Annotated in this window: 20 protein-coding genes; 12 read left to right on the plus strand and 8 right to left on the minus strand. The window is 65.0% G+C overall.

From position 1 onward, the window contains the following. The first annotated feature begins 38 nt into the window (after positions 1–38). The 3 genes from nth to BJP06_RS08930 are packed head-to-tail and all read left to right on the plus strand — an operon-like array spanning position 39 to position 2,544. Complete coding sequence (gene nth, locus BJP06_RS08920; protein WP_070975165.1) at positions 39–812, plus strand: endonuclease III; 774 nt, start codon at positions 39–41, stop codon at positions 810–812. Next, positions 809–1,363, plus strand: a complete 555-nt coding sequence (locus BJP06_RS08925) for a TlpA disulfide reductase family protein (RefSeq protein ID WP_070477311.1) — start codon at positions 809–811, stop codon at positions 1,361–1,363. Before nth ends, BJP06_RS08925 begins: the two co-directional genes overlap by 4 nt. Continuing rightward, on the plus strand, positions 1,363–2,544 hold the full coding sequence (locus BJP06_RS08930) for a MarP family serine protease (RefSeq protein ID WP_070477313.1): 1,182 nt from the start codon (positions 1,363–1,365) through the stop codon (positions 2,542–2,544). Before BJP06_RS08925 ends, BJP06_RS08930 begins: the two co-directional genes overlap by 1 nt. Here BJP06_RS08930 and BJP06_RS08935 read toward each other — a convergent pair whose 3' ends face one another. From BJP06_RS08935 to BJP06_RS08945, 3 genes are all read right to left on the minus strand, one after another. Next, positions 2,545–3,171 carry an alpha/beta fold hydrolase gene (locus tag BJP06_RS08935; protein ID WP_071573609.1) on the minus strand — a complete coding sequence of 209 codons (627 nt, stop codon included), beginning with the start codon at positions 3,169–3,171 and terminating at the stop codon, positions 2,545–2,547. A 3-nt stretch (positions 3,172–3,174) separates the two neighbouring features. Beyond that, the gene (locus BJP06_RS08940; protein WP_070363251.1) at positions 3,175–3,687 is read right to left on the minus strand and encodes a phage holin family protein; all 513 of its coding nucleotides are present in this window, start codon (positions 3,685–3,687) and stop codon (positions 3,175–3,177) included. An 81-nt stretch (positions 3,688–3,768) separates the two neighbouring features. Then, complete coding sequence (locus tag BJP06_RS08945; protein WP_070477314.1) at positions 3,769–4,575, minus strand: HAD family phosphatase; 807 nt, start codon at positions 4,573–4,575, stop codon at positions 3,769–3,771. Between the two features lie 153 nt (positions 4,576–4,728). Between BJP06_RS08945 and BJP06_RS08950 the strand changes: the two genes are divergently transcribed. The 7 genes from BJP06_RS08950 to BJP06_RS08980 are packed head-to-tail and all read left to right on the plus strand — an operon-like array spanning position 4,729 to position 8,949. Further along, entirely contained in the window at positions 4,729–5,718 is a 990-nt protein-coding gene (locus BJP06_RS08950; protein WP_252931729.1) for a hypothetical protein, read from the plus strand. Next, complete coding sequence (locus tag BJP06_RS08955) at positions 5,715–6,812, plus strand: TadA family conjugal transfer-associated ATPase (RefSeq protein ID WP_071573610.1); 1,098 nt, start codon at positions 5,715–5,717, stop codon at positions 6,810–6,812. Before BJP06_RS08950 ends, BJP06_RS08955 begins: the two co-directional genes overlap by 4 nt. Beyond that, positions 6,809–7,558 carry a type II secretion system F family protein gene (locus BJP06_RS08960; protein ID WP_071573611.1) on the plus strand — a complete coding sequence of 250 codons (750 nt, stop codon included), beginning with the start codon at positions 6,809–6,811 and terminating at the stop codon, positions 7,556–7,558. The genes BJP06_RS08955 and BJP06_RS08960 overlap by 4 nt, the downstream gene beginning before the upstream one ends. Beyond that, positions 7,555–8,109, plus strand: coding sequence for a type II secretion system F family protein (locus BJP06_RS08965; protein ID WP_071573612.1), 555 nt, complete (start codon positions 7,555–7,557; stop codon positions 8,107–8,109). Before BJP06_RS08960 ends, BJP06_RS08965 begins: the two co-directional genes overlap by 4 nt. A 34-nt stretch (positions 8,110–8,143) precedes the next feature. Continuing rightward, positions 8,144–8,356, plus strand: a complete 213-nt coding sequence (locus tag BJP06_RS08970; RefSeq protein ID WP_070363246.1) for a DUF4244 domain-containing protein — start codon at positions 8,144–8,146, stop codon at positions 8,354–8,356. Positions 8,357–8,359: 3 nt separating this feature from the next. After that, a complete protein-coding gene (locus BJP06_RS08975) occupies positions 8,360–8,623 on the plus strand; it encodes a hypothetical protein (protein WP_071573613.1) in 264 nt (87 codons plus the stop codon). Between the two features lie 2 nt (positions 8,624–8,625). After that, entirely contained in the window at positions 8,626–8,949 is a 324-nt protein-coding gene (locus BJP06_RS08980) for an Rv3654c family TadE-like protein (RefSeq protein WP_071573614.1), read from the plus strand. A gap of 56 nt (positions 8,950–9,005) precedes the next feature. Here BJP06_RS08980 and BJP06_RS08985 read toward each other — a convergent pair whose 3' ends face one another. From BJP06_RS08985 to BJP06_RS09005, 4 genes are all read right to left on the minus strand, one after another. Next, positions 9,006–9,332: a type II toxin-antitoxin system HicB family antitoxin gene (locus BJP06_RS08985; protein WP_070363243.1), complete on the minus strand. Its 327-nt coding sequence runs from the start codon at positions 9,330–9,332 to the stop codon at positions 9,006–9,008. Positions 9,333–9,337: 5 nt separating this feature from the next. Continuing rightward, positions 9,338–9,682 carry a hypothetical protein gene (locus BJP06_RS12335; RefSeq protein ID WP_240492752.1) on the minus strand — a complete coding sequence of 115 codons (345 nt, stop codon included), beginning with the start codon at positions 9,680–9,682 and terminating at the stop codon, positions 9,338–9,340. A gap of 422 nt (positions 9,683–10,104) precedes the next feature. Further along, positions 10,105–10,902 carry a YwiC-like family protein gene (locus tag BJP06_RS09000; protein ID WP_071573615.1) on the minus strand — a complete coding sequence of 266 codons (798 nt, stop codon included), beginning with the start codon at positions 10,900–10,902 and terminating at the stop codon, positions 10,105–10,107. A 355-nt stretch (positions 10,903–11,257) separates the two neighbouring features. Beyond that, positions 11,258–13,594, minus strand: a complete 2,337-nt coding sequence (locus tag BJP06_RS09005) for a DEAD/DEAH box helicase (RefSeq protein ID WP_071573616.1) — start codon at positions 13,592–13,594, stop codon at positions 11,258–11,260. Between the two features lie 158 nt (positions 13,595–13,752). Here BJP06_RS09005 and BJP06_RS09010 point away from each other — a divergent pair, with 158 nt between their 5' ends. Beyond that, positions 13,753–13,956, plus strand: a complete 204-nt coding sequence (locus BJP06_RS09010) for a cold-shock protein (RefSeq protein WP_070363240.1) — start codon at positions 13,753–13,755, stop codon at positions 13,954–13,956. Positions 13,957–14,172: 216 nt separating this feature from the next. Here the strand turns inward: BJP06_RS09010 and BJP06_RS09015 are convergent, their stop codons facing one another. Continuing rightward, positions 14,173–14,799 carry a DedA family protein gene (locus BJP06_RS09015; protein ID WP_071573617.1) on the minus strand — a complete coding sequence of 209 codons (627 nt, stop codon included), beginning with the start codon at positions 14,797–14,799 and terminating at the stop codon, positions 14,173–14,175. 156 nt (positions 14,800–14,955) lie between these two features. Between BJP06_RS09015 and topA the strand changes: the two genes are divergently transcribed. Further along, entirely contained in the window at positions 14,956–17,808 is a 2,853-nt protein-coding gene (gene topA, locus BJP06_RS09020) for a type I DNA topoisomerase (protein WP_071573618.1), read from the plus strand. The last annotated feature ends 6 nt before the right edge of the window (positions 17,809–17,814 follow it).

Below are 17,814 nucleotides of genomic sequence, written 5' to 3' on the forward strand. Positions count from 1 at the left end.
CGTCCATCGTATCGCTTACCCCGTTAAGGTGAGAAAGCATGTCTGGTTCGTTGACGCCGCAGCAGCGGCGGGTCCCTGGTAAGCATCCGGTGTTGAAGGGGGAGGAGTCGCCGTTGGCGCGGAAGCGTCGTGCGCGGAGGATTAATCGTACGCTGGCGAAAGCGTTCCCTGATGCCCATGCGGAGTTGGATTTTTCGAACCCGCTGGAGCTGCTGGTGGCGACGGTGTTGTCGGCGCAGACGACGGATGTGCGGGTGAATCAGGTCACCCCCGCGCTGTTCCGGGCGTACCCGACGGCGGCGGATTATGCGGCGGCGTCGCAGGCGGAGGTAGAGGAGATCATTCGCCCGACGGGCTTCTTCCGCGCGAAGGCTGCGAACTTGATTGGGTTGGGGCAGAAGTTGGTGTCGGATTTTGGGGGTGAGGTGCCGGTCGCGTTGGAGGACTTGGTGAGCTTGCCGGGTGTGGGGCGCAAGACGGCGCACGTTGTGCGGGGGAATGCGTTTGGGAGGCCGGGGCTGACCGTCGATACGCATTTTCAGCGTTTGATGCACAGGCTGAAGCTTATCGACGCCTCCTTGGGCTCGAACGCGGTGAAGATTGAGCATGCTGTGGCGGAGTTGATTGAGCCTTCGGAGTGGACGATGTTTTCGCATCGGATCATTTTTGAGGGCCGGAGGGTCTGTCATGCCAAGTCGCCGGCGTGTGGTGTCTGCCCTATCGCGTACGATTGTCCCAGCTTTGGTCTGGAGGGTCCGACGGATCCTGCTGAGGCGGCGAAACGTGTCAAGGGCGAGATGGAGCAGGTGTGAGCGCGAGTAGGTCGGTGGTTGCGAGCGTCGCTGCGATTGTGGTGGTGTCGGCGCTGGTGGTTGGGGGTGCGTGGCAGTTGTTGCAACCTGGGGAACCGGCGCAGCCGGATAACCAGCCCGCCACGACGGCGCAGGTGGCGCAGCGCCCGGATTGCCCGGGCCCGACTGTGGCCGGCGTCGCGTTGCCGTGTTTGGGTGGGGAGTCGGGCCAGGAGTCGGAGTCGGGCTTGACGGTGGTGAACGTGTGGGCGTGGTGGTGCGAGCCGTGCCGCGCGGAGTTGCCGTTGTTTGACGCGCTGGCGAAGGCGCACCCGGACGTGCGTGTGGTGGGTGTGCACGCGGATGGCAACGCTGCGAATGGGGCGGCGTTGTTGGGGGATCTGGGTGTCGATGTGCCGAGTTACCAGGACAGTGAGAATGCATTCGCGGGCGCGTTGGGGCTGCCTGCGGTGGTGCCGTTGACGTTGGTGTTGCGCGATGGGCGGCAGGTTGGGTTGTTCCCGAAGGAGTTCGGCTCGCTGGAGGAGCTTGAGGAAGCGGTGGGGCTCTAGTGCTTATCGACGTCCTCATCCTCATCATCGTGCTCGCCGCCTGTGTGAGTGGTTGGCGGCGCGGTGCGTTTTCGGCGGTGCTGTCGGCCCTGGGGATCGTGGCTGGCCTGACGCTCGCGGTGGTGGGGGTGCCGCCGTTGATTCAGCGCGCGGAAGCGCAGTGGGTGCGCGTGGCGGTGCTTATTGTGGTGGTTGTCCTGGTGGTCTGCCTGGGGTCCTTCGCGGGATCGACGGTGGGTGACTGGGTGCATGACCGGTTCCGACGGAAGGCGGCGCAGCGTCTCGATTCGCTGTTCGGTGCCCTGTTCCAGGGGGCCGTAGCGGTGGCGTTGGTGTGGTGCGTGTGTATGCCGTTGGCGGCGTCGTTGCCGGGGGCATGGGCGAAGCACCTGCAGAGCTCGCGGGTGCTCACGCAGATTGATGCCGCGATGCCGGCGGCGGGCAAGCAGTTGCCGTCGCAGGTGGCGGCGGTGCTGGCGGATTCGGGCCTGCCGCCGCTGATTTCCCCGTTTGCCTCGGATGGGCACGCGGAGGTCGACGCCCCGGACCCGTCGGTTGCGCGCCCCGAGCTTGTCGACGCCGTCCGCGCCTCCGTGGTGCACGTGATGGGGGACGCGGAGTCCTGCAGTCGGCGGCTGATGGGCTCCGGATTCGTGATCGAGGACGGTTACGTGCTCACCAACGCGCACGTGGTGGCGGGTACGGAGACGGTGTCCCTGGACACGGTGCTTGGGGTGAAGAAGGCAAAAGTGGTCTTCTACGACTCGGAGGCGGACATCGCGGTGCTGCACGCGGAGGCGCTGGGGATCGCGCCGCTGCGCTGGGCGGAGGGCACGCTGCGCACCGGCGACAGCGCCCTGGTGATGGGTTTCCCGGAGTCCGGCCCGTTTGAGGCGATGCCGGTGCGGGTGCGCAACCAAGTCAGCCTGTCTGGCCCCGATATTTACGCGAAGCGGCACGTGCAACGCCAGGTGTACACGATCCGCGGCAATATCCGTCAGGGCAACTCGGGTGGGCCGATGCTGACCCCGTCCGGCGGTGTCGCGGGCATGGTGTTCGGTGCCTCTGTGGACGCCACGGAGACCGGTTACGTGCTCACCGCGCAGCAGATCCTGGAGCGTACGGGCGAGATCGCTGGGCTGCGTGAGCAGGTTGGTACGGGGGCGTGCGTCGGGCGCTAGCTACATGCGGGCTTCGATGCGCGCGAGCTCCAGAATGTAGGGCAGCGCGTTGGTGATGTGGGTGCCGTCCCGGCGCAGGCGCAGGTGGTCGGCGGTGGCGTCCTCGGGTTGGTTGCGTAGCAGGTCACGCAGCCACAGTTGGTCGAAGAGGGCCGGGAAGTGGCGGTAGAGGGGCGTCGGCACAAAGGCGGCTTTGCTGCCGGTCCATGGTGCTGAGGTGTGGCGCGTGACCAGGTGCGGGGACCGCTCCCGCAGCGTGTTCGTGATCACGGTGGAGGCGCCCGCGCTGATCACCTCCGCGGAGTCGTGGCCCAGCGTGTGGATCGCGCCCTTCAGGTCACCGGCGTGCAGCAGGAGGGCGTCGCCGCTGCGGCGCACCGGCTTGTCGGACAGACCGCAGCCACGCAGGTCGAGGGCTGCGACGTGATAGCCGGAATCGGCAAAGTCGGCGATGCGGTTGCGGTAGTCATACCAGCCGCCGAACGCGCTGTGCAGCAGCAACAGCAGGGGATTCGTAGGGTCGCCCGCGACGGCCGCATGCAGACGCAACCCACGAGTGTGCAACCACTCGTGGGTGAAGGGACCAGGTAGGTCGATGGCCGAAGGGGACGTCGAAAAGTCTGGCACGCCCTAGTTCGAGCCCGTGTAGAGCCCCGAGCTGTCCTTGGCAAGGTTCTTCTGCGCCTGGCCTGGGCGCAGGTTCTTCAGCTCGTTGACGGAATCGATGGTCTTCTTCGGCGCGCGGATCTTCTTCAGGCTCTTCACGCCGACCAGCGCCAGAATGCCCGCCAGGGCGATCATGATGGCGAAGACAATCAGGAACGCCCAACCCCGGTGCATCCAGGAGGACAGCATCTCGGCGAACGCGAAGAAGAGGAAGAAGGAGGAGTACAGGGCGATGACACCCGCGACGCCCAGGAGGCCGCCGCCGACGGCGCCCTTCTTGGCCTCGCCGATGACCTCGGCCTTGGCCAGCTCAATCTCGCCGCGAACAAGCGTGGAAACCTGCTCGGAGGCGTTCGAAATCAACGTACCGATGGAGTCCTTGCCCGGGTGGGTGACATCGGTGTCGTGCAAAGGAATCGAGTTAACCTTTGCGGACACTGCGGACGTTCCACTGGTGTACAGACCTTCGTTGCTCACTGTATGTTCAACCTTCCTGCGATTATTGAATGCACTCAACCCTAGCAACCATTGATGGGATTTGTCGCACACCCTCAGGGCTTAGGCAGACTTATCTTTCTTAATGGCCTTCGCCAGCAGCGTCCCTGCCACGGCTAACGCGGTCACGCCCGCGATGACGGACGCCCCGATACCGACTTCTTTCGCGTTCGGCATCTGGATCAGCGGCTCCGGGTTCTTGAACGTTTGCACGTCCCAGCCCTCCGCCTGCGCGTGCTTGCGCAGCGCCCGGTCCGGGTTGACTGCGACGGGGTTGCCCACCAGCTCCAGCATGGGGATGTCGGTGGCGGAGTCGGAGTAGGCGTAGCTGCGCTCCAGGTCGTAGCCGTGTTCGGCGACGAATTCGCGGATGGCTTCGGCTTTGGCGTCGCCTTTGAGGTAGCGGGTGATGCGGCCGGTGAGGGTGCCGTCGACAACCTCGACCTCGCTGGCGACAATCATGTCGATGCCCAGCTCCTTCGCAATCGGCGCGACCAGGATATTTGCCGACGCCGAAATAATAATGACGTCGTGGCCGAGCTCGCGGTGCGCCTCGATGAGCTCGCGGGCCTCCGAGTAGATCGCCGGGGTGATCACGTTGTGCATGGTCTCGGTGGTCACAGCGGTGACATCCTCGACGCTCCAGCCGGTGATCATGTTGGCCAGGTTGTCGCGGGTGGTGTCCATCTTTTCGCTGCTCTGCCCGATGAGCATGTAGGCGGCCTTGGTCAGGTACAAGTCCAGCGCTTCCTGGCGCGTGATCATGCCGTTGTTCAGGAACTCTTTGCCGAACGCGAACACGGACGAGGTGGCGATGATCGTCTTATCCAGATCAAAAAACGCCGCTACCGGTGCCGAGTTCGAAGCCATGAGGCACATTCTAACGCCACATACACGAACGCGTTTGGGTGTGCAGAATGTTATCCACAAATCAGGGTCGAGCGTTCAGGCAGCACGGGAGTTATCCACAGGCGCATTCCAAACCGTTGAGGGGCGGTTGTGGCGTGGGTGATGCTCGAAGCCATGAGCACGCACAACATCACCATCGCTGTCAGCGACGCGGCACTACACCCAGAGGCGATGCACCTCGCGGCGGCAACGGGGATGCCCGTCACCGACCTCAGTAGCGCCGAGCCGGCGGAGGTCGCCCGCCGCTGTGAGCAGGCCTTCGCCATACTTATCGACGCCCACTTCGCCACCCACCTGCCACCCGCGGTACTGCGCCGCCCGAACTGTTTTGAGCTCGGCCAGCAGCGCGGCGCCTACGACGTCCCGGATCAGTCCGGGCAGCTGCTGCGCGCGCTGGGTGCGCTGCGGACACCGAAGGACCACGAGAGGGGCCGGGTGATCGGTGTAGTCGGCGCGTCCGGCGGGGTGGGGGCCTCAACATTCGCGGCGGCGTGCGCCAGGGCCGCGGCGCCGTCGACCCTGGTGGATGGGCACGCCCACTCGGGCGGGCTGGACCTGCTGCTCGGCATTGAAGAGGAGATCGGTGCGCGCTGGGGCGAGATCGCCATCGGGGAGGGTGCGGTCGCCCGCGAGGACGTGCGCCGCGCGCTGCCCGCCACCCCGGACGGCGTGGCGGTGATGACGTGTAGCAGGGAGGTCTCCGGCGCTGGTTTCGGGGCTGATGTGGGAGATCTTGAGGCGCTGGTGGAGGTGCTCGGCACCGGCGGGGTGACCGTGGTGGACGCCCCGTGTTCGCAGCTGCCCGCGCGCTGCGACGTAGTGGCGATCCTGGTCGCCCCGCAGGTCAGGGCGGTGTCTGCGGCGGCGCAACTGGTCGCCCAGTGCGAGCGAGCCGGGCTGCGGCACGTGCTGGTGGTCAGGGACATCGGGTGGGCCGGCATCGGCGTGGACGAGATCGCCGCCATTGCGGGCTCGCGGGTGGTGGCCACCATCGGCCAGGTACGCGGGCTGACGAAGCGCGTCGAGCAGTGCGGCCTACCGTCGCGCTTGCCCGCGGGGCTTGCGAAGGCGGCGAAGGCTGTGCTCGAGGAGGTGGCCTCATGAGCCTCATCGACCGCGACTTGCTGCTGCGCGTGCAACGCCGCATGGCCGACGAGCCCGGGGAGGTCGACGCCACCCGGCTTGCAGCGCTGATCCGCGAAGAGGCCGTCGTCATCAGTGACGTGGACGTGCTGGCAGCGATGCGCCAACTTCGCGACGATACCTCCGGCGCTGGACCCCTGGAACCGCTGCTCGCCAGCGGGGACGTGACCGACATTTGCGTCAACGCCCCCGATCGCGTGTTCGTGGACCGCGGGCACGGGCTGGAGCGCAGCGAGATCCGCTTCGACTCCGAGGAGTCCGTGCGCCGCCTGGCCACGCGCCTGGCGCTGCGCTGCGGGCGCCGCCTTGACGACGCCCAACCCTACTGCGACGGCCATTTCCGCAGGCCGGACGGCTCGATTATCCGCTTCCACGCGGTGCTGGCACCCACGGCTGTGGCGGGCACGTGCCTGTCGCTGCGCGTGCTGCGCACCACCACCGCCACCCTCGACGAGCTGGTGGCCAGCGGCACGATGGACGAGGAACGCGCCGAGATGCTGCGTGAAATCGTGCGGGTCCGGCGCGCCTTCGTCATCGTGGGCGGGACCGGTTCGGGCAAGACGACGTTGCTCTCCGCGATGCTCGCAGAGGTGGCGCCGCACGAGCGGATCCTGGCGATCGAGGACACCCTGGAGCTGACCCCGAACCACCCGCACGTGCTGAACCTGAATACGCGGGCAGTGAACACGGAGGGCGCCGGCCAGGTCACGATTGCGGACCTGGTGCGGCAGTCGCTGCGGATGCGCCCGGACCGGATCGTGGTGGGGGAGATCCGTGGTGCGGAGGTGACGGACCTCCTCGCGGCGCTGAACACCGGTCACGAGGGCGGTGCTGGCACCTTGCACGCCAACGCGATCGAGGAGGTCCCGGCCCGGTTTGAGGCGCTCGCCGCGCTCGGCGGGATGGGGCGCGACGCCCTGCACGCGCAGCTCGCGCCAGCCCTGGACACGGTGATTGTGATGCAGCGCCGCCCCGACGGCCGCCGCGTCCTGCACCAGATCGGTGCCCTGGAGGGCAACCCGGTGACCACACGAGTGATCTGGCAGCGGCCATGACGTACCTGTTCGCATTCGCGGCCTGTGTGGCCTGGACGGGAGGGGTGCCAGCGCGTCGGATTCGCCCGCGCGCGGTGTCCTGGGGGTGGGTGCCGCCGGTGGCGCTCGCCGTGGCGCTGCTGGTCATCGTGACGGATCGCGCGGCGGTGGTTATCGCTGCCGCGCTCGCCGGGGCGACGGTGCTCTACGCCTACTCGCGGCGCCGCGCCGAGCAGGCGTTGGTGCGGCGCCAGGAGGCGGCCTCGCAGTTTCTCGGCCACATCAGCGCCAGCCTGCAGGCAGGTTCCTCGCTTCTCGACGCCACCCTTCGCGCCACCGACCAACTCCCCGACACCACCCCCACCGACCTACGTGCCGACGCCTCCCTGTTCTGCCACGTGCTACGCACCGGCGACGCCGCGGGGCTTCGCACCCCGGAGCTGTCCCGGGTGGAGGCGCTGTGGCGGGTCGGGGTGCAACGCGGCGTGCCGATCGCCTCCCTGGTCACCGCCGCACGCGAGGAGATCGACGCCGCGCTGCGCCACCGCGCCGCCACCGCCGCAGCGCTGGCCGGGCCGAAGACGAGCGCGGTGGTGCTCTCCCTGCTCCCGCTGGCCGGGATCGGTATGGGTGCTGCGATGGGGGCGCGCCCGCTGCACTTTTTGGCCGCCACCAACTTGGGCGGGGTGCTGCTCATTGTCGGCACTGCGCTGGTGGGGGCCGGTTTCTGTACGTCACAACGCATCATCGAAAGGGCAACCCAATGAGTTCGTTTGTTACCGCTTTGTGTATCGCTGGCGCGATGGCCGTCGCCGGGCACAGCCCGCGCGGCAGAGTGGGCCGCGATGTGCCGCGTGCGCCGAAAACCCCGCGGGACGGGCCGTCGCCAAGCCCCGGCAGGAGCGCAACCGACATCCGGCTCTTCGCGGCGTGCTGCCGCGCAGGCCTGCCCGTTGCAGCCGCCGCGGGCGCAGTGGCCGACACCCACGGCGAGGACCCAAGCCCATGGCACACCGTGGCAGCGCTCAGCGCGCTCGGGGCCGACCCGGCACGCGCCTGGGCGGAGCTACACGCGGTGCCGGGCGGGGAGGAGCTCGCGCACCTGGTGGCCTTATCTAACGCCACGGGTGCAACCCTCGCCGCGGGTTGCGAGCGCATCGCGGTCAGCCTGACCGCGGACGCCGCCGACCACGCCACCGCCCGCGCCGAGCGAGCCGGGGTGCTCATCGCACTCCCCCTGACCGCCTTCTTCCTGCCGGCGTTCTTCGTCCTCGGCCTGGCGCCCGTGGTGGTCAGCCTGGGCCAAACCCTGTTTTAAAACACCAACAACCAATAAGGAGATTTCAATGTCTATGAATCTTGTTCACGCTGCCGCTGCCCGAATTATCACGCGTATGCAGGCGAAACTATCCAACGACGACGGTTTGTCCACCATCGAATACGCCTTTGGTACTTTGGCTGCCGCGGCGCTTGCCGGGGTGCTCTACATGGTGGTCACCAGCAACGGCGTCTCGGACGCCATCGAAGGCGTGATCACCGACGCCCTGACCAACAAGCCGGGCTAGCCGATGAACACCATCGAGGCAGCGCTCTCCCTGAGTGCTTTGGTGGTCGTCGCCGGTGCGATCGTCGCGGCGCTGGCCACGATGGGCGCCTACATCTCCGCGGTGGACATCGCCGGGGCGGCAGCCCGCGCGCACGCCATCGGCCTGGACTACGACCCGCCCGTCGGGCGCGTGAGCACCCAGGAACGCGGCGGCATGGTCACCGTGACCGCCCGAGTACGCGGCATGGAGGCCACCGCCGTCTTCCCAACCGAGTTCGGAGGCTAGCCATGCTTGGTCAACTCCGAAGCGACGAAGGCTCCGCATCTGTCACCACGGCGGGCATCATCGCCGCGGTGACCGCGCTGGCTCTTGCGGTTGCGGCGGTGGTTGCCGGGGTGGCGAACACCCATCGGGCGCGCGTCGCCGCCGACCTTTCGGCCGTCGCCGCGGCCACCGCCCTCTACCAAGGTATCGACGCCTGCTCTACCGCCAACGACACCGCCCAAGCCAACGGTGGAAGCGTCGAAATGTGCGAAGTCGACGAGTCGGACGTGCAGGTCAGCGTGCGCGTCGGCCGGGCCGTGCAGAAGGCGCGCGCCGGGCCGGTCTAGCAGGTGAGTGGCGTCTCGTCGTGAGCATCTCAGTGCGCGTGTGGTCTGTGCGCCAGTTAGACGGACGCGAGTTTTTGATTGACTAGTGCGTTGAGAGAAATTCCCTCTGTTTTAGCGGCGATAACCAACCGCCGATGCAGCGACGGAGACGTGCGCACGTTGAACTTCCCCGAATAGTTACGACTCCCCAATGGCACGGGAACCACCTCGCCGGAGGCCTCCATGTCTTCGACAACCTCAGTCACAAGATCAATCAAACCGCGCTCGGCCTGGTGCCGATCTGCATCCAGCCAAGACAATGAGGGGAACTCAGCCACGGTCGCCACGTACTCCTGATCTTCTTCCGACCAGGAGACTTGATAGGTGTACTTATTGATGTCCATGCTGGCTACTCCGATTCACTCTTCTGCGTGCCTAGTTTCTCAATTGCTTCGAGAACCTGGTTCACTTGATATGGCTTGGCCTTGCCCTTCGCATTTTGAATATTGACACGAGGGTCACCCGGCCACGGGGTCTTGTAGGTTTGAACATCGATTATTTTATGAGGAAAAGCATATATCGGCGCGGGTAAGAAGCCCTTGAACTTATTTAGGTTTTGGTTCGCAATATTTGTCCCAGACGGCGCGATCCACAATTCTTCATTATTCCCGACATTCCTTGATGGACACGTACCCTTCCCGTTCGTCCCCGGGAAGGCATAGTGGCTGCTTTCCGAAATTCTCTCTTCGCTCATTGATGGAAAAAACAAATTGCGAAAACCGGGGAATGATCTGCGTCGATGGGAATGAATCTCTCAAGGCGTACGTGATATCCCAGCCCGCGTCATACCATTGAAATCTATCGAATTGGTCTTTCCAGCGCGGGCGCTGATGAAAGCTATCGGGTTTCTCGAGAAAATTATCCTGAAATTCCCTCGTCCACTCAAGGATTTCGTTTCCTAAAGCTGGCTTAATCCCTATCTCCTCAGGAAGATAGAACCCTAGGTTTTTAGGCTCAGAGACTACTAGTTCTTTAGACGGCCATAAAGAGCTTGGATGGCTATACTCTGGACGAAGCAGAATTTTTCGAGAGGACATAAACTACAGTATCCCAGCTTTACCGCCAGAGAAGCGGAAGATCTGTGATACACCCTGCTCAATCTGGTCAGGCGCCGCTCTATCCGGTGAGCAGCACCCCAAGTGCCGCGAGCGCCGCCAGGATGCACGGCACAACCTCCGCCTTGCCGATGTCCTTGACAGTCCACCGCTTTCCGCGACGCGCGCTCAGCGGGAAGTACAGTGCGCGGGCCAGTGCCAACACCAGTACCGCGACCATCCACCAACCGAACCCAACAAGGGCGGCATATACGACCATCACCACGATTGCCACCACGTGGTAGCCGATACTGAACGCCAGCATGGCGCTGCTGCCGCGGTCACGCACCATTGTCTTGACCAGCGGCACCGTCCCGGTGAAGTAGAGCGCCAAAAACGTCGTCGCGACGATCGCCGGGCTGGACCAATCAGTCGGCAACCCGGCTAGGTGCGCGATCACCGCGACCAGTAGTGCGGAGGCGACCGTCGTCGCTGCGCCACTGGCCAGCGAGCGCGGTCTGCGTTGCAGTGTTTCCCACACAGCGATGCCGACCAGTGGGGCGTAGCACCACGCCCACCTGAGCACCGACGGATCCTGCATGACCACGATCGCTACCGCGACCAGGGAGATCGCTCCGTAGGTGAGTACTGGTGGCATGTACTGGCGGCGCCGCTCCACAGTGCGTGCCCGGGCCGCCTGGCCGAACGTGAAGAACGCGCAGTATCCGATAAACCACGCAATCAACAACCACACGATCGCGGCCGGGAAGCGCTCGGTGCCGAACGCGACGCCGAGGGTCCCCACAATGGCGGGGGTGAGCGCCATTGCCCACGCGCCGTGCTGGTTTGGGATCCACATGCGGAGTGTGCGTTTATCCATGCCCCGCAGTGTATCAATCAAAAGGACTATGATTAAGCTGAAAACCAGTAACCCCGGCGATTTACTCCTACTTTCGTAGTGCAGGGATCGTTCCGGGGCTTTCGAGGTAAAGGATAGCATTTCCGCTCGCTAGGGGCTGTGATGGATTTTGGTGCGTGCTGCGCCAAGGTGTGCACCAAAATCCCGCTTTTCGGGATGGCGCCGTGGCGTTTCCCCAGGTCGCGACCCCTGCGCAAAGGGATTTGGTGTCACCCCAGCAGAACCGAGTGACAAAGGACGCAACCCACTTTTTGCGACCTGGGCTTTTGCCGGATTCGGCCGACCGGATTGCGTCCTTTGTCACTCGCTCCCCGATCTATGCACCAAATTCCCGGTTTTCTGCGTCCACGGATGACGCCTTGCTCAGGAGCCCCAACACCTTCAGCGCCGCCTGCTTATCCAGCGGCTGATTCCCGTTGCCGCACTTTGGAGACTGGATGCAGGACGGGCAGCCGTGCTCGCACGGGCAGGACTCCACTGCGCCGTAGGTGGCGGTGATCCACGTGTGGAAGCGGGCGAAGCCTTCGTCGCTCATGCCGGCGCCGCCGGGGTGGCCGTCGTACACGAACACTGTGGGCAGCAGTGTGTCTTGGTGGAGGGCCGTCGATACGCCGCCGATGTCCCAGCGGTCACACGTGGCGATGAGCGGCAGCAGCCCGATCGCCGCGTGCTCCGCGGCGTGCAGCGCGCCGGGCACCTCGCCCGCGCTGATGCCTAGCGAGTCCAGCACCAGGGGGTCGATCGTGTAGGCCACCGCTCGGGTCTCCAGGTGCTGCGCGGGCAGGTCCAGCGGGATGTGTTCGCTGACCGAGCCGTCCGCCAGGCGGACAACGTAGCCGGTGACGCGGTCGGTGACCTCGACGTCCACGCTGGCCACCCACACGCCCTTCGCCAGCTGGTGGGTCTCGTGGGCCTCGCCCAGGATGCGGATGTCCGTCGTGGAGCGGGCGCGGGTGGTGTAGTCGGGCTGCGCGGGCTCCACGAGCGCAACGTAGTCGTCCAGGTTGAGTTCCTGCACCACGAAGTGCTCACCCTGGTGCACATACACGGCGCCCTCGTGGACCTGGGTGAGGGCGCGGGCGGCATCGATGGTGCCCAAAAGGCGACCGTCGCTGACGTCCACGATCATCACCTCGGCGCCAGCACCGTCGCGGATAGAGACGGTCACCTCCGCGTCAGGTGCGGGGAACCAGCCGCGAGGGCGCTTGCGCAGCAGGCCCTCCTCGCACATTTGCTCCACCACGTCGTGGGCGCCGAAGTCGTCGACGTCCTTCGAGGTCAGCGGGCGCTCGTGTGCTGCGTGGTAGAGGTGGCCGCGCAGGATGTACGGGTTCGACGGGTTGAACACGCTGCGCTCCACCGGGCGTCCCAGCAGCGCCGCGGGGTGGTGCACCAGGAAGGCATCCATCGGCTCGTCGCGGGCAACGAGCACCACCAGTGAGCCCTGCCCGCGGCGTCCCGCCCGGCCCGCCTGCTGCCGAAACGACGCCACCGTACCCGGATAGCCCGCCATCACCACGGCGTCGAGCCCGCCGACGTCGATTCCCAGCTCGAGCGCGTTCGTCGTGGCCATGCCCAGGATGTCGCCCTCGTCCAGGGCGCGCTCCAGCGCACGACGGTCCTCCGCCAGATAACCCGCCCGATACGCCGCGATCCGCCGCGCAAAATCTGGCCGCCCCGCAGCGCTCAACTCCTCCTGCGCGCGCATCGCCACAATCTCCGCCGCCGGCCGCGACCGCACAAACGTCAAGGTCCGCGCCCCCTCACGCACCAACCACCCCATTATCGACGCCGCCTCCGTCGTCGCCGCATACCTCACCGGGGCGCCGTGTTCACCCTCCGCGCCCTCGATGAACCCCGGCTCCCACAACACCACCGTGCGCTCACCCGTCGGTGCCGTATCCACATCCACCGCCCGCACCGGCCTGCCACACAACAGCTCCGCGTGCTCCGCCGGGGCCGCCGACGTCGCCGACGCAAACACCAACGTCGGCTCCGAACCGTACGCGCGGGCGAGGCGAAGCAGGCGTCGAAAAACGAGGGACACATTGGCGCCAAACACCCCCCGATAAGTGTGCGACTCATCCACAACAACGAAACGCAGGTGGCGCAACAGGCGCGCCCATCGCTCGTGCGAACCCAGGATGCTCGCGTGCAACATATCCGGATTCGTGAACACGAACCGCGACTGATCCCGGATCGCGCGCCGCGCATCAACCGGCGTATCCCCGTCATACGGCGCCGGCGTAATCCCAGGCAGATCCTTCGTCAGCGCCAACGTCGCCTGCAACTGATCCGACCCCAACGCCTTCGTCGGCGTGATATACAGCGCGCACGCCCGCTCATCCGCCGCCAACGCCGAAAGCACCGGCAGCTGATACCCCAACGACTTACCTGACGACGTCCCCGTCGCCACCACAACGTCCTCACCCCGCCAGGCGGCCTCGGCACACAACTGTTGGTGGCGAAACAGCCGCTGCACACCGCGCTCCTCCAGCGCGTGACGTAGCGCCGGGTGCACCCACTCGGGCCACTCGCCGTACTCCGCCGGGCGCGCCGGAATCTCCTCCACGTGCGTGATCGTGGAGTGGGGGAACTGCTCGCGAAGCCCGCGAACGAGCTCGCCCCCAAAAGAACCAAAATCCTGCTTCATGACACAGCAAAGTATGCCAGTTTGTGGCACACTGGTTGGCAGTAACAAATTTTGTGCGCGCCTTCAACGGTGCTCGCGAGGGATTGTTTACGCGGGCGCCAGGACATCAGCCCTGGTGGACGGCTTCATTTATCCATCTTTTGAAAGGGAACACACCAATGGCTACAGGCATCGTGAAGTGGTTTAACGCAGAAAAGGGCTTCGGCTTCATCGCTCCAGACGACGGCTCCGCCGACGTCTTCGTCCACTACTCCGAGATCCAGGGCAGCGGCTTCCGCACCCTCGAGGAGAACCAGAAGGTCGAGTTCGAAATCGGCGAGGGCGCCAAGGGCCCACAGGCCCAGCAGGTCACCGCTCTCTAATCTATATAGGTGCACACCCCGGCTCCGGCCGGGGTTTTTGCTTTTGAGTTCCATTCACGTGCCAGTGCCAATAGACGCAATTCCTTCCGGGGGATTCGAGAAAAGCCCAGGTCGTGAAAAGCGGGGTGCGTCCTTTGGCACTGGCTCCTGTTTACTAGCACCAAATTCCCTCGCCGAAATTAGCCACCTGGGAAGCACGCGCGCAGCACTCAAGACCTACACGGCGGAGACGCCGCGCCGGACGTCGAAAAGTTCGAAGATGTAGGACTGAATGCGCTGCATGAACCAGCCAACGAGGGCGCCGAGGGCGATGCCGACGATCATGCCGAGGAGGGGGAAGTCGGAAAGGAGGGAGCCGCCGGCGTAGCCGAGGCCGACGGAGAGGCAAGCCCAGATGATGACGCCGATGGTGTCGTAGAGGAAGAAGGCGAACCAGTTGTAGCGCACGCTGCCCAGCACGATCGTGGCAACCCAGCGTGCCCAGGGTAGGAACCTGGCGACGAGGACGGTGATGCCGGCGCCGCGGTTCATGTTGCGGCGCACCCAGTCGATGGCTTGGCCGGCTTTGGAGTTGGGGTCGAGGCGGTCGACGACGTGGATGAGGCGTCCGCCGAGGAGGAAGCAGATGTTGTCGCCGATGATGCCGCCGATGATGGCGGCGGCGATGATGCCCCACGCGTTGGGGACGCCTTGGGATGCGGAGAAGGCGCCGGAGAGGTTGAGGACGGTTTCGGAGGGGATGAGGGGGATCAGCGCGTCGCCGAGGATGAGGAGTACGACGAGTGGGTAGAAGAGGGGTGTGCCCATCAGGGTGTGGAGGAAGCCGATGAGGGAGTCGATCATCTGGGGTTTTACCTCCTTGGGTGCCCGATGGTGCTCATGGGGGTTCAGTGTAGTTGGTGGGGGTGAAAACGAGGAGTTGTAGGGTTGCTATTTAATTGTCTGATACAACTTATGTGAGTTAACGAACATAGTTCTTGAAGTGAGGTGTCACGAAGCGTGGCTGAAGACGGCAAGACCCTCGTCATCGTGGAGTCCGCGACGAAGGCGAAGAAGATCCAGAAGTATCTGGGAAGTGACTACATTGTGGAAGCTTCCGTGGGGCACATTCGTGATCTTCCGGGCCGTGCTGCTGACATCCCTGCGAAGTACAAGAAGGAACCGTGGGCGAAGTTGGGTGTGAATCCGGAGTCTGGGTTTGCACCTATATATGTTGTCAGTCCTGACAAGAAGAAGAAGGTCACCGACCTGAAGGCGAAGTTGAAGCAGGCGGACAGGCTGCTGCTGGCGACAGACCCGGACCGTGAGGGTGAGGCGATCGCGTGGCACTTGCTTGAGACGTTGAAGCCGAAGGTGCCGGTGGAGCGCATGGTGTTCAACGAGATTACGGAGTCGGCGATTCGGGAGGCTGCGGAGAATACCCGTGAGCTGGACATGGATCTTGTCGACGCCCAGGAGACCCGCCGCATTCTGGACCGGTTGTATGGCTACGAGGTCTCTCCGGTGTTGTGGAAGAAGGTCATGCCGAGGCTGTCGGCGGGTCGTGTGCAGTCGGTAGCGACGCGCGTGATCGTGGAACGTGAGCGCGAGCGCATGGCGTTTATCCCGGCGGAGTACTGGGATGTGACCGCGACGTACGGTGGGGGCACCGCATTTGATGCGAAGCTTGTTGCGATTAACGGTTCGCGGATTGCGCAGGGGAAGGACTTTGATGATCGCGGTCGGCTGAAGGAGTCGGCTGAGGGGGTTGTGGTCGTCGATAAGCAGGTGGCGGAGGAGCTTGCTGGGGCGCTGAAGGACACCTCGATGACGGTGAGCGGCGTGGAGGAGAAGCCGTACAGCCGCAAGCCGTACGCACCCTTTATGACGTCCACTCTGCAGCAGGAGGCGGGGCGGAAGCTGCGCTTTACGTCGGCGCGTACGATGCGTATTGCGCAGCGCCTGTACGAGAACGGTCACATTACATATATGCGTACGGATTCGACGTCGCTGTCGCAACAGGGTCTGTCGGCGGCGCGGGCTGCGGCGACGGAGCTCTACGGCGCGGAGTACGTGGCGGACAAGCCGCGTATCTATGACCGGAAGGTGAAGAACTCGCAGGAGGCGCACGAGGCGATCCGCCCTGCTGGTGAGCGGTTTGCTACGCCGGGGCAGTTGTCGAAGGTGCTGGACGCGGAGGAGTTCAAGCTTTACGAGCTGATTTGGCAGCGCACGGTGGCGTCCCAGATGGAGAACGCCCGCGGAAACTCCACGAAGGTGACCGTTGCGGGTGACTTCGATACCGAGTTTGCTGCGACCGGACGCACGATTACGTTCCCGGGCTGGCTGCGTGCCTACTCGGATACGCGTGATAGCGAGACGCACCTGCCGCAGCTCACCGCGGGCGACGAGCTGCCGACCACCGCGATTTCGGCGGATGGGCACTCCACGAACCCGCCGGCGCGCTACACGGAGGCGAGCCTGGTGAAGAAGATGGAGGACCTTGGGATTGGGCGTCCGTCGACGTATGCGTCGATTATTAAGACGATCCAGGACCGCGGTTACGTGTTCTCCCGTGGCAACGCGCTGGTGCCCAGCTGGGTGGCGTTTTCCGTGGTGGGGCTGTTGGAGAACAACTTCGACGCCCTGGTGGATTACGACTTCACGTCCTCGATGGAGGACGAGCTCGACGAGATCGCGCACGGCAACGAGGACCGCACCCGCTGGTTGACCAGCTTCTACTTCGGCGACGCCGACGCCAGCGACAACACCGCCGAGGCGATCGCGCGCCGCGGTGGGCTCAAGCACATCATCGAGGACAACCTCGAGCGTATCGACGCCCGCCAGGTCAACTCCCTGAAACTCTTCGACGACGCGGAAGGCCGCGCCGTCAACGTGCGCGTGGGCCGCTACGGGCCGTACATGGAACGCCAGGTGGGTGTCACCGCCGACGGTGAGCCGGAGTACCAGCGCGCCAACATCCCTGAGGCGACCACACCTGACGAGGTCACCCTGGAACTGGCGGAGAAGCTGTTCGCCACCCCGCAGTCCGGCCGCGAGCTGGGCGTGAACCCAGCCAACGGGCGCATGGTAGTGGCCAAGGAGGGCCGCTTCGGCCCCTACGTCACCGAGAAACTCGGCGACGACGAGCTGGAGAAGGCGCAAGCCCACGCCGAGGAAGTCATCGCCGAGGAGCGCGCCGCCGAGGACAAGCAGCGCGCCGAAGAGGGCAAGCGGAAGAAGAACTGGGACACCAAGACGGCCGCGAAGCAGAAAGAAAAACGCATGACCGAGCTCGTCGAGGAGCAGCTCAAGCCCGCGACGGCGTCCCTGTTCCAGTCGATGGACCCGGCCTCGGTCACGCTTGAGCAGGCGCTGCAGCTGCTGAGCCTGCCGCGCGAGGTGGGCGTCGACGATGGGGAAGTGATCACGGCGCAGAACGGACGCTACGGCCCGTACCTGAAGAAGGGCTCCGACTCGCGCTCCCTGGCCAGCGAGGAGCAGATCTTCAGCATCACGCTGGAGGAGGCGCGCCGCATCTACTCGGAGCCGAAGCGCCGTGGTCGCGGGGCTGCGAAGGCGCCGTTGAAGTTGCTCGGGGACAACGACGTCTCCGGCAAGCCGATGTCCATTAAGGACGGCCGCTTCGGCCCGTACGTCACCGACGGCACCACGAACGCGTCTCTCCAGCGCGGCGATACCCCGGAGACCATGACGGACGAGCGCGCGAACGAGCTGCTGTCCGCGCGCCGGGCCCGCGAGGCAGAGAACCCGAAGCCAGCCAAGAAGGCCGCGCGCAAGACCACGCGGAAGAAGGCAACGAAGAAGACGACGCGCAAGAAGGCGACGAAGAAGGCCGCGAAGCGCTCGTAAGCGGGG

The organism is Corynebacterium sp. NML120713, assembly GCF_001875735.1.
GTDB lineage: Bacteria > Actinomycetota > Actinomycetes > Mycobacteriales > Mycobacteriaceae > Corynebacterium > Corynebacterium pseudogenitalium.

Excerpts from the sequence above, each read along its gene's own strand:
- nth (WP_070975165.1), top strand. The coding sequence starts at position 39 with ATGTCTGGTTCGTTGACGCCGCAGCAGCGGCGGGTCCCTGGTAAGCAT.
- BJP06_RS08950 (WP_252931729.1), top strand. The coding sequence starts at position 4,729 with ATGAGCACGCACAACATCACCATCGCTGTCAGCGACGCGGCACTACAC.
- BJP06_RS08985 (WP_070363243.1), bottom strand. The coding sequence starts at position 9,332 with ATGGACATCAATAAGTACACCTATCAAGTCTCCTGGTCGGAAGAAGAT.
- BJP06_RS08975 (WP_071573613.1), top strand. The coding sequence starts at position 8,360 with ATGAACACCATCGAGGCAGCGCTCTCCCTGAGTGCTTTGGTGGTCGTC.
- BJP06_RS08970 (WP_070363246.1), top strand. The coding sequence starts at position 8,144 with ATGAATCTTGTTCACGCTGCCGCTGCCCGAATTATCACGCGTATGCAG.
- BJP06_RS09005 (WP_071573616.1), bottom strand. The coding sequence starts at position 13,594 with ATGAAGCAGGATTTTGGTTCTTTTGGGGGCGAGCTCGTTCGCGGGCTT.
- BJP06_RS08965 (WP_071573612.1), top strand. The coding sequence starts at position 7,555 with ATGAGTTCGTTTGTTACCGCTTTGTGTATCGCTGGCGCGATGGCCGTC.
- BJP06_RS08980 (WP_071573614.1), top strand. The coding sequence starts at position 8,626 with ATGCTTGGTCAACTCCGAAGCGACGAAGGCTCCGCATCTGTCACCACG.
- BJP06_RS08945 (WP_070477314.1), bottom strand. The coding sequence starts at position 4,575 with ATGGCTTCGAACTCGGCACCGGTAGCGGCGTTTTTTGATCTGGATAAG.
- BJP06_RS09010 (WP_070363240.1), top strand. The coding sequence starts at position 13,753 with ATGGCTACAGGCATCGTGAAGTGGTTTAACGCAGAAAAGGGCTTCGGC.
- BJP06_RS09015 (WP_071573617.1), bottom strand. The coding sequence starts at position 14,799 with ATGATCGACTCCCTCATCGGCTTCCTCCACACCCTGATGGGCACACCC.
- BJP06_RS09000 (WP_071573615.1), bottom strand. The coding sequence starts at position 10,902 with ATGGATAAACGCACACTCCGCATGTGGATCCCAAACCAGCACGGCGCG.
- BJP06_RS08955 (WP_071573610.1), top strand. The coding sequence starts at position 5,715 with ATGAGCCTCATCGACCGCGACTTGCTGCTGCGCGTGCAACGCCGCATG.
- BJP06_RS12335 (WP_240492752.1), bottom strand. The coding sequence starts at position 9,682 with ATGAGCGAAGAGAGAATTTCGGAAAGCAGCCACTATGCCTTCCCGGGG.
- BJP06_RS08960 (WP_071573611.1), top strand. The coding sequence starts at position 6,809 with ATGACGTACCTGTTCGCATTCGCGGCCTGTGTGGCCTGGACGGGAGGG.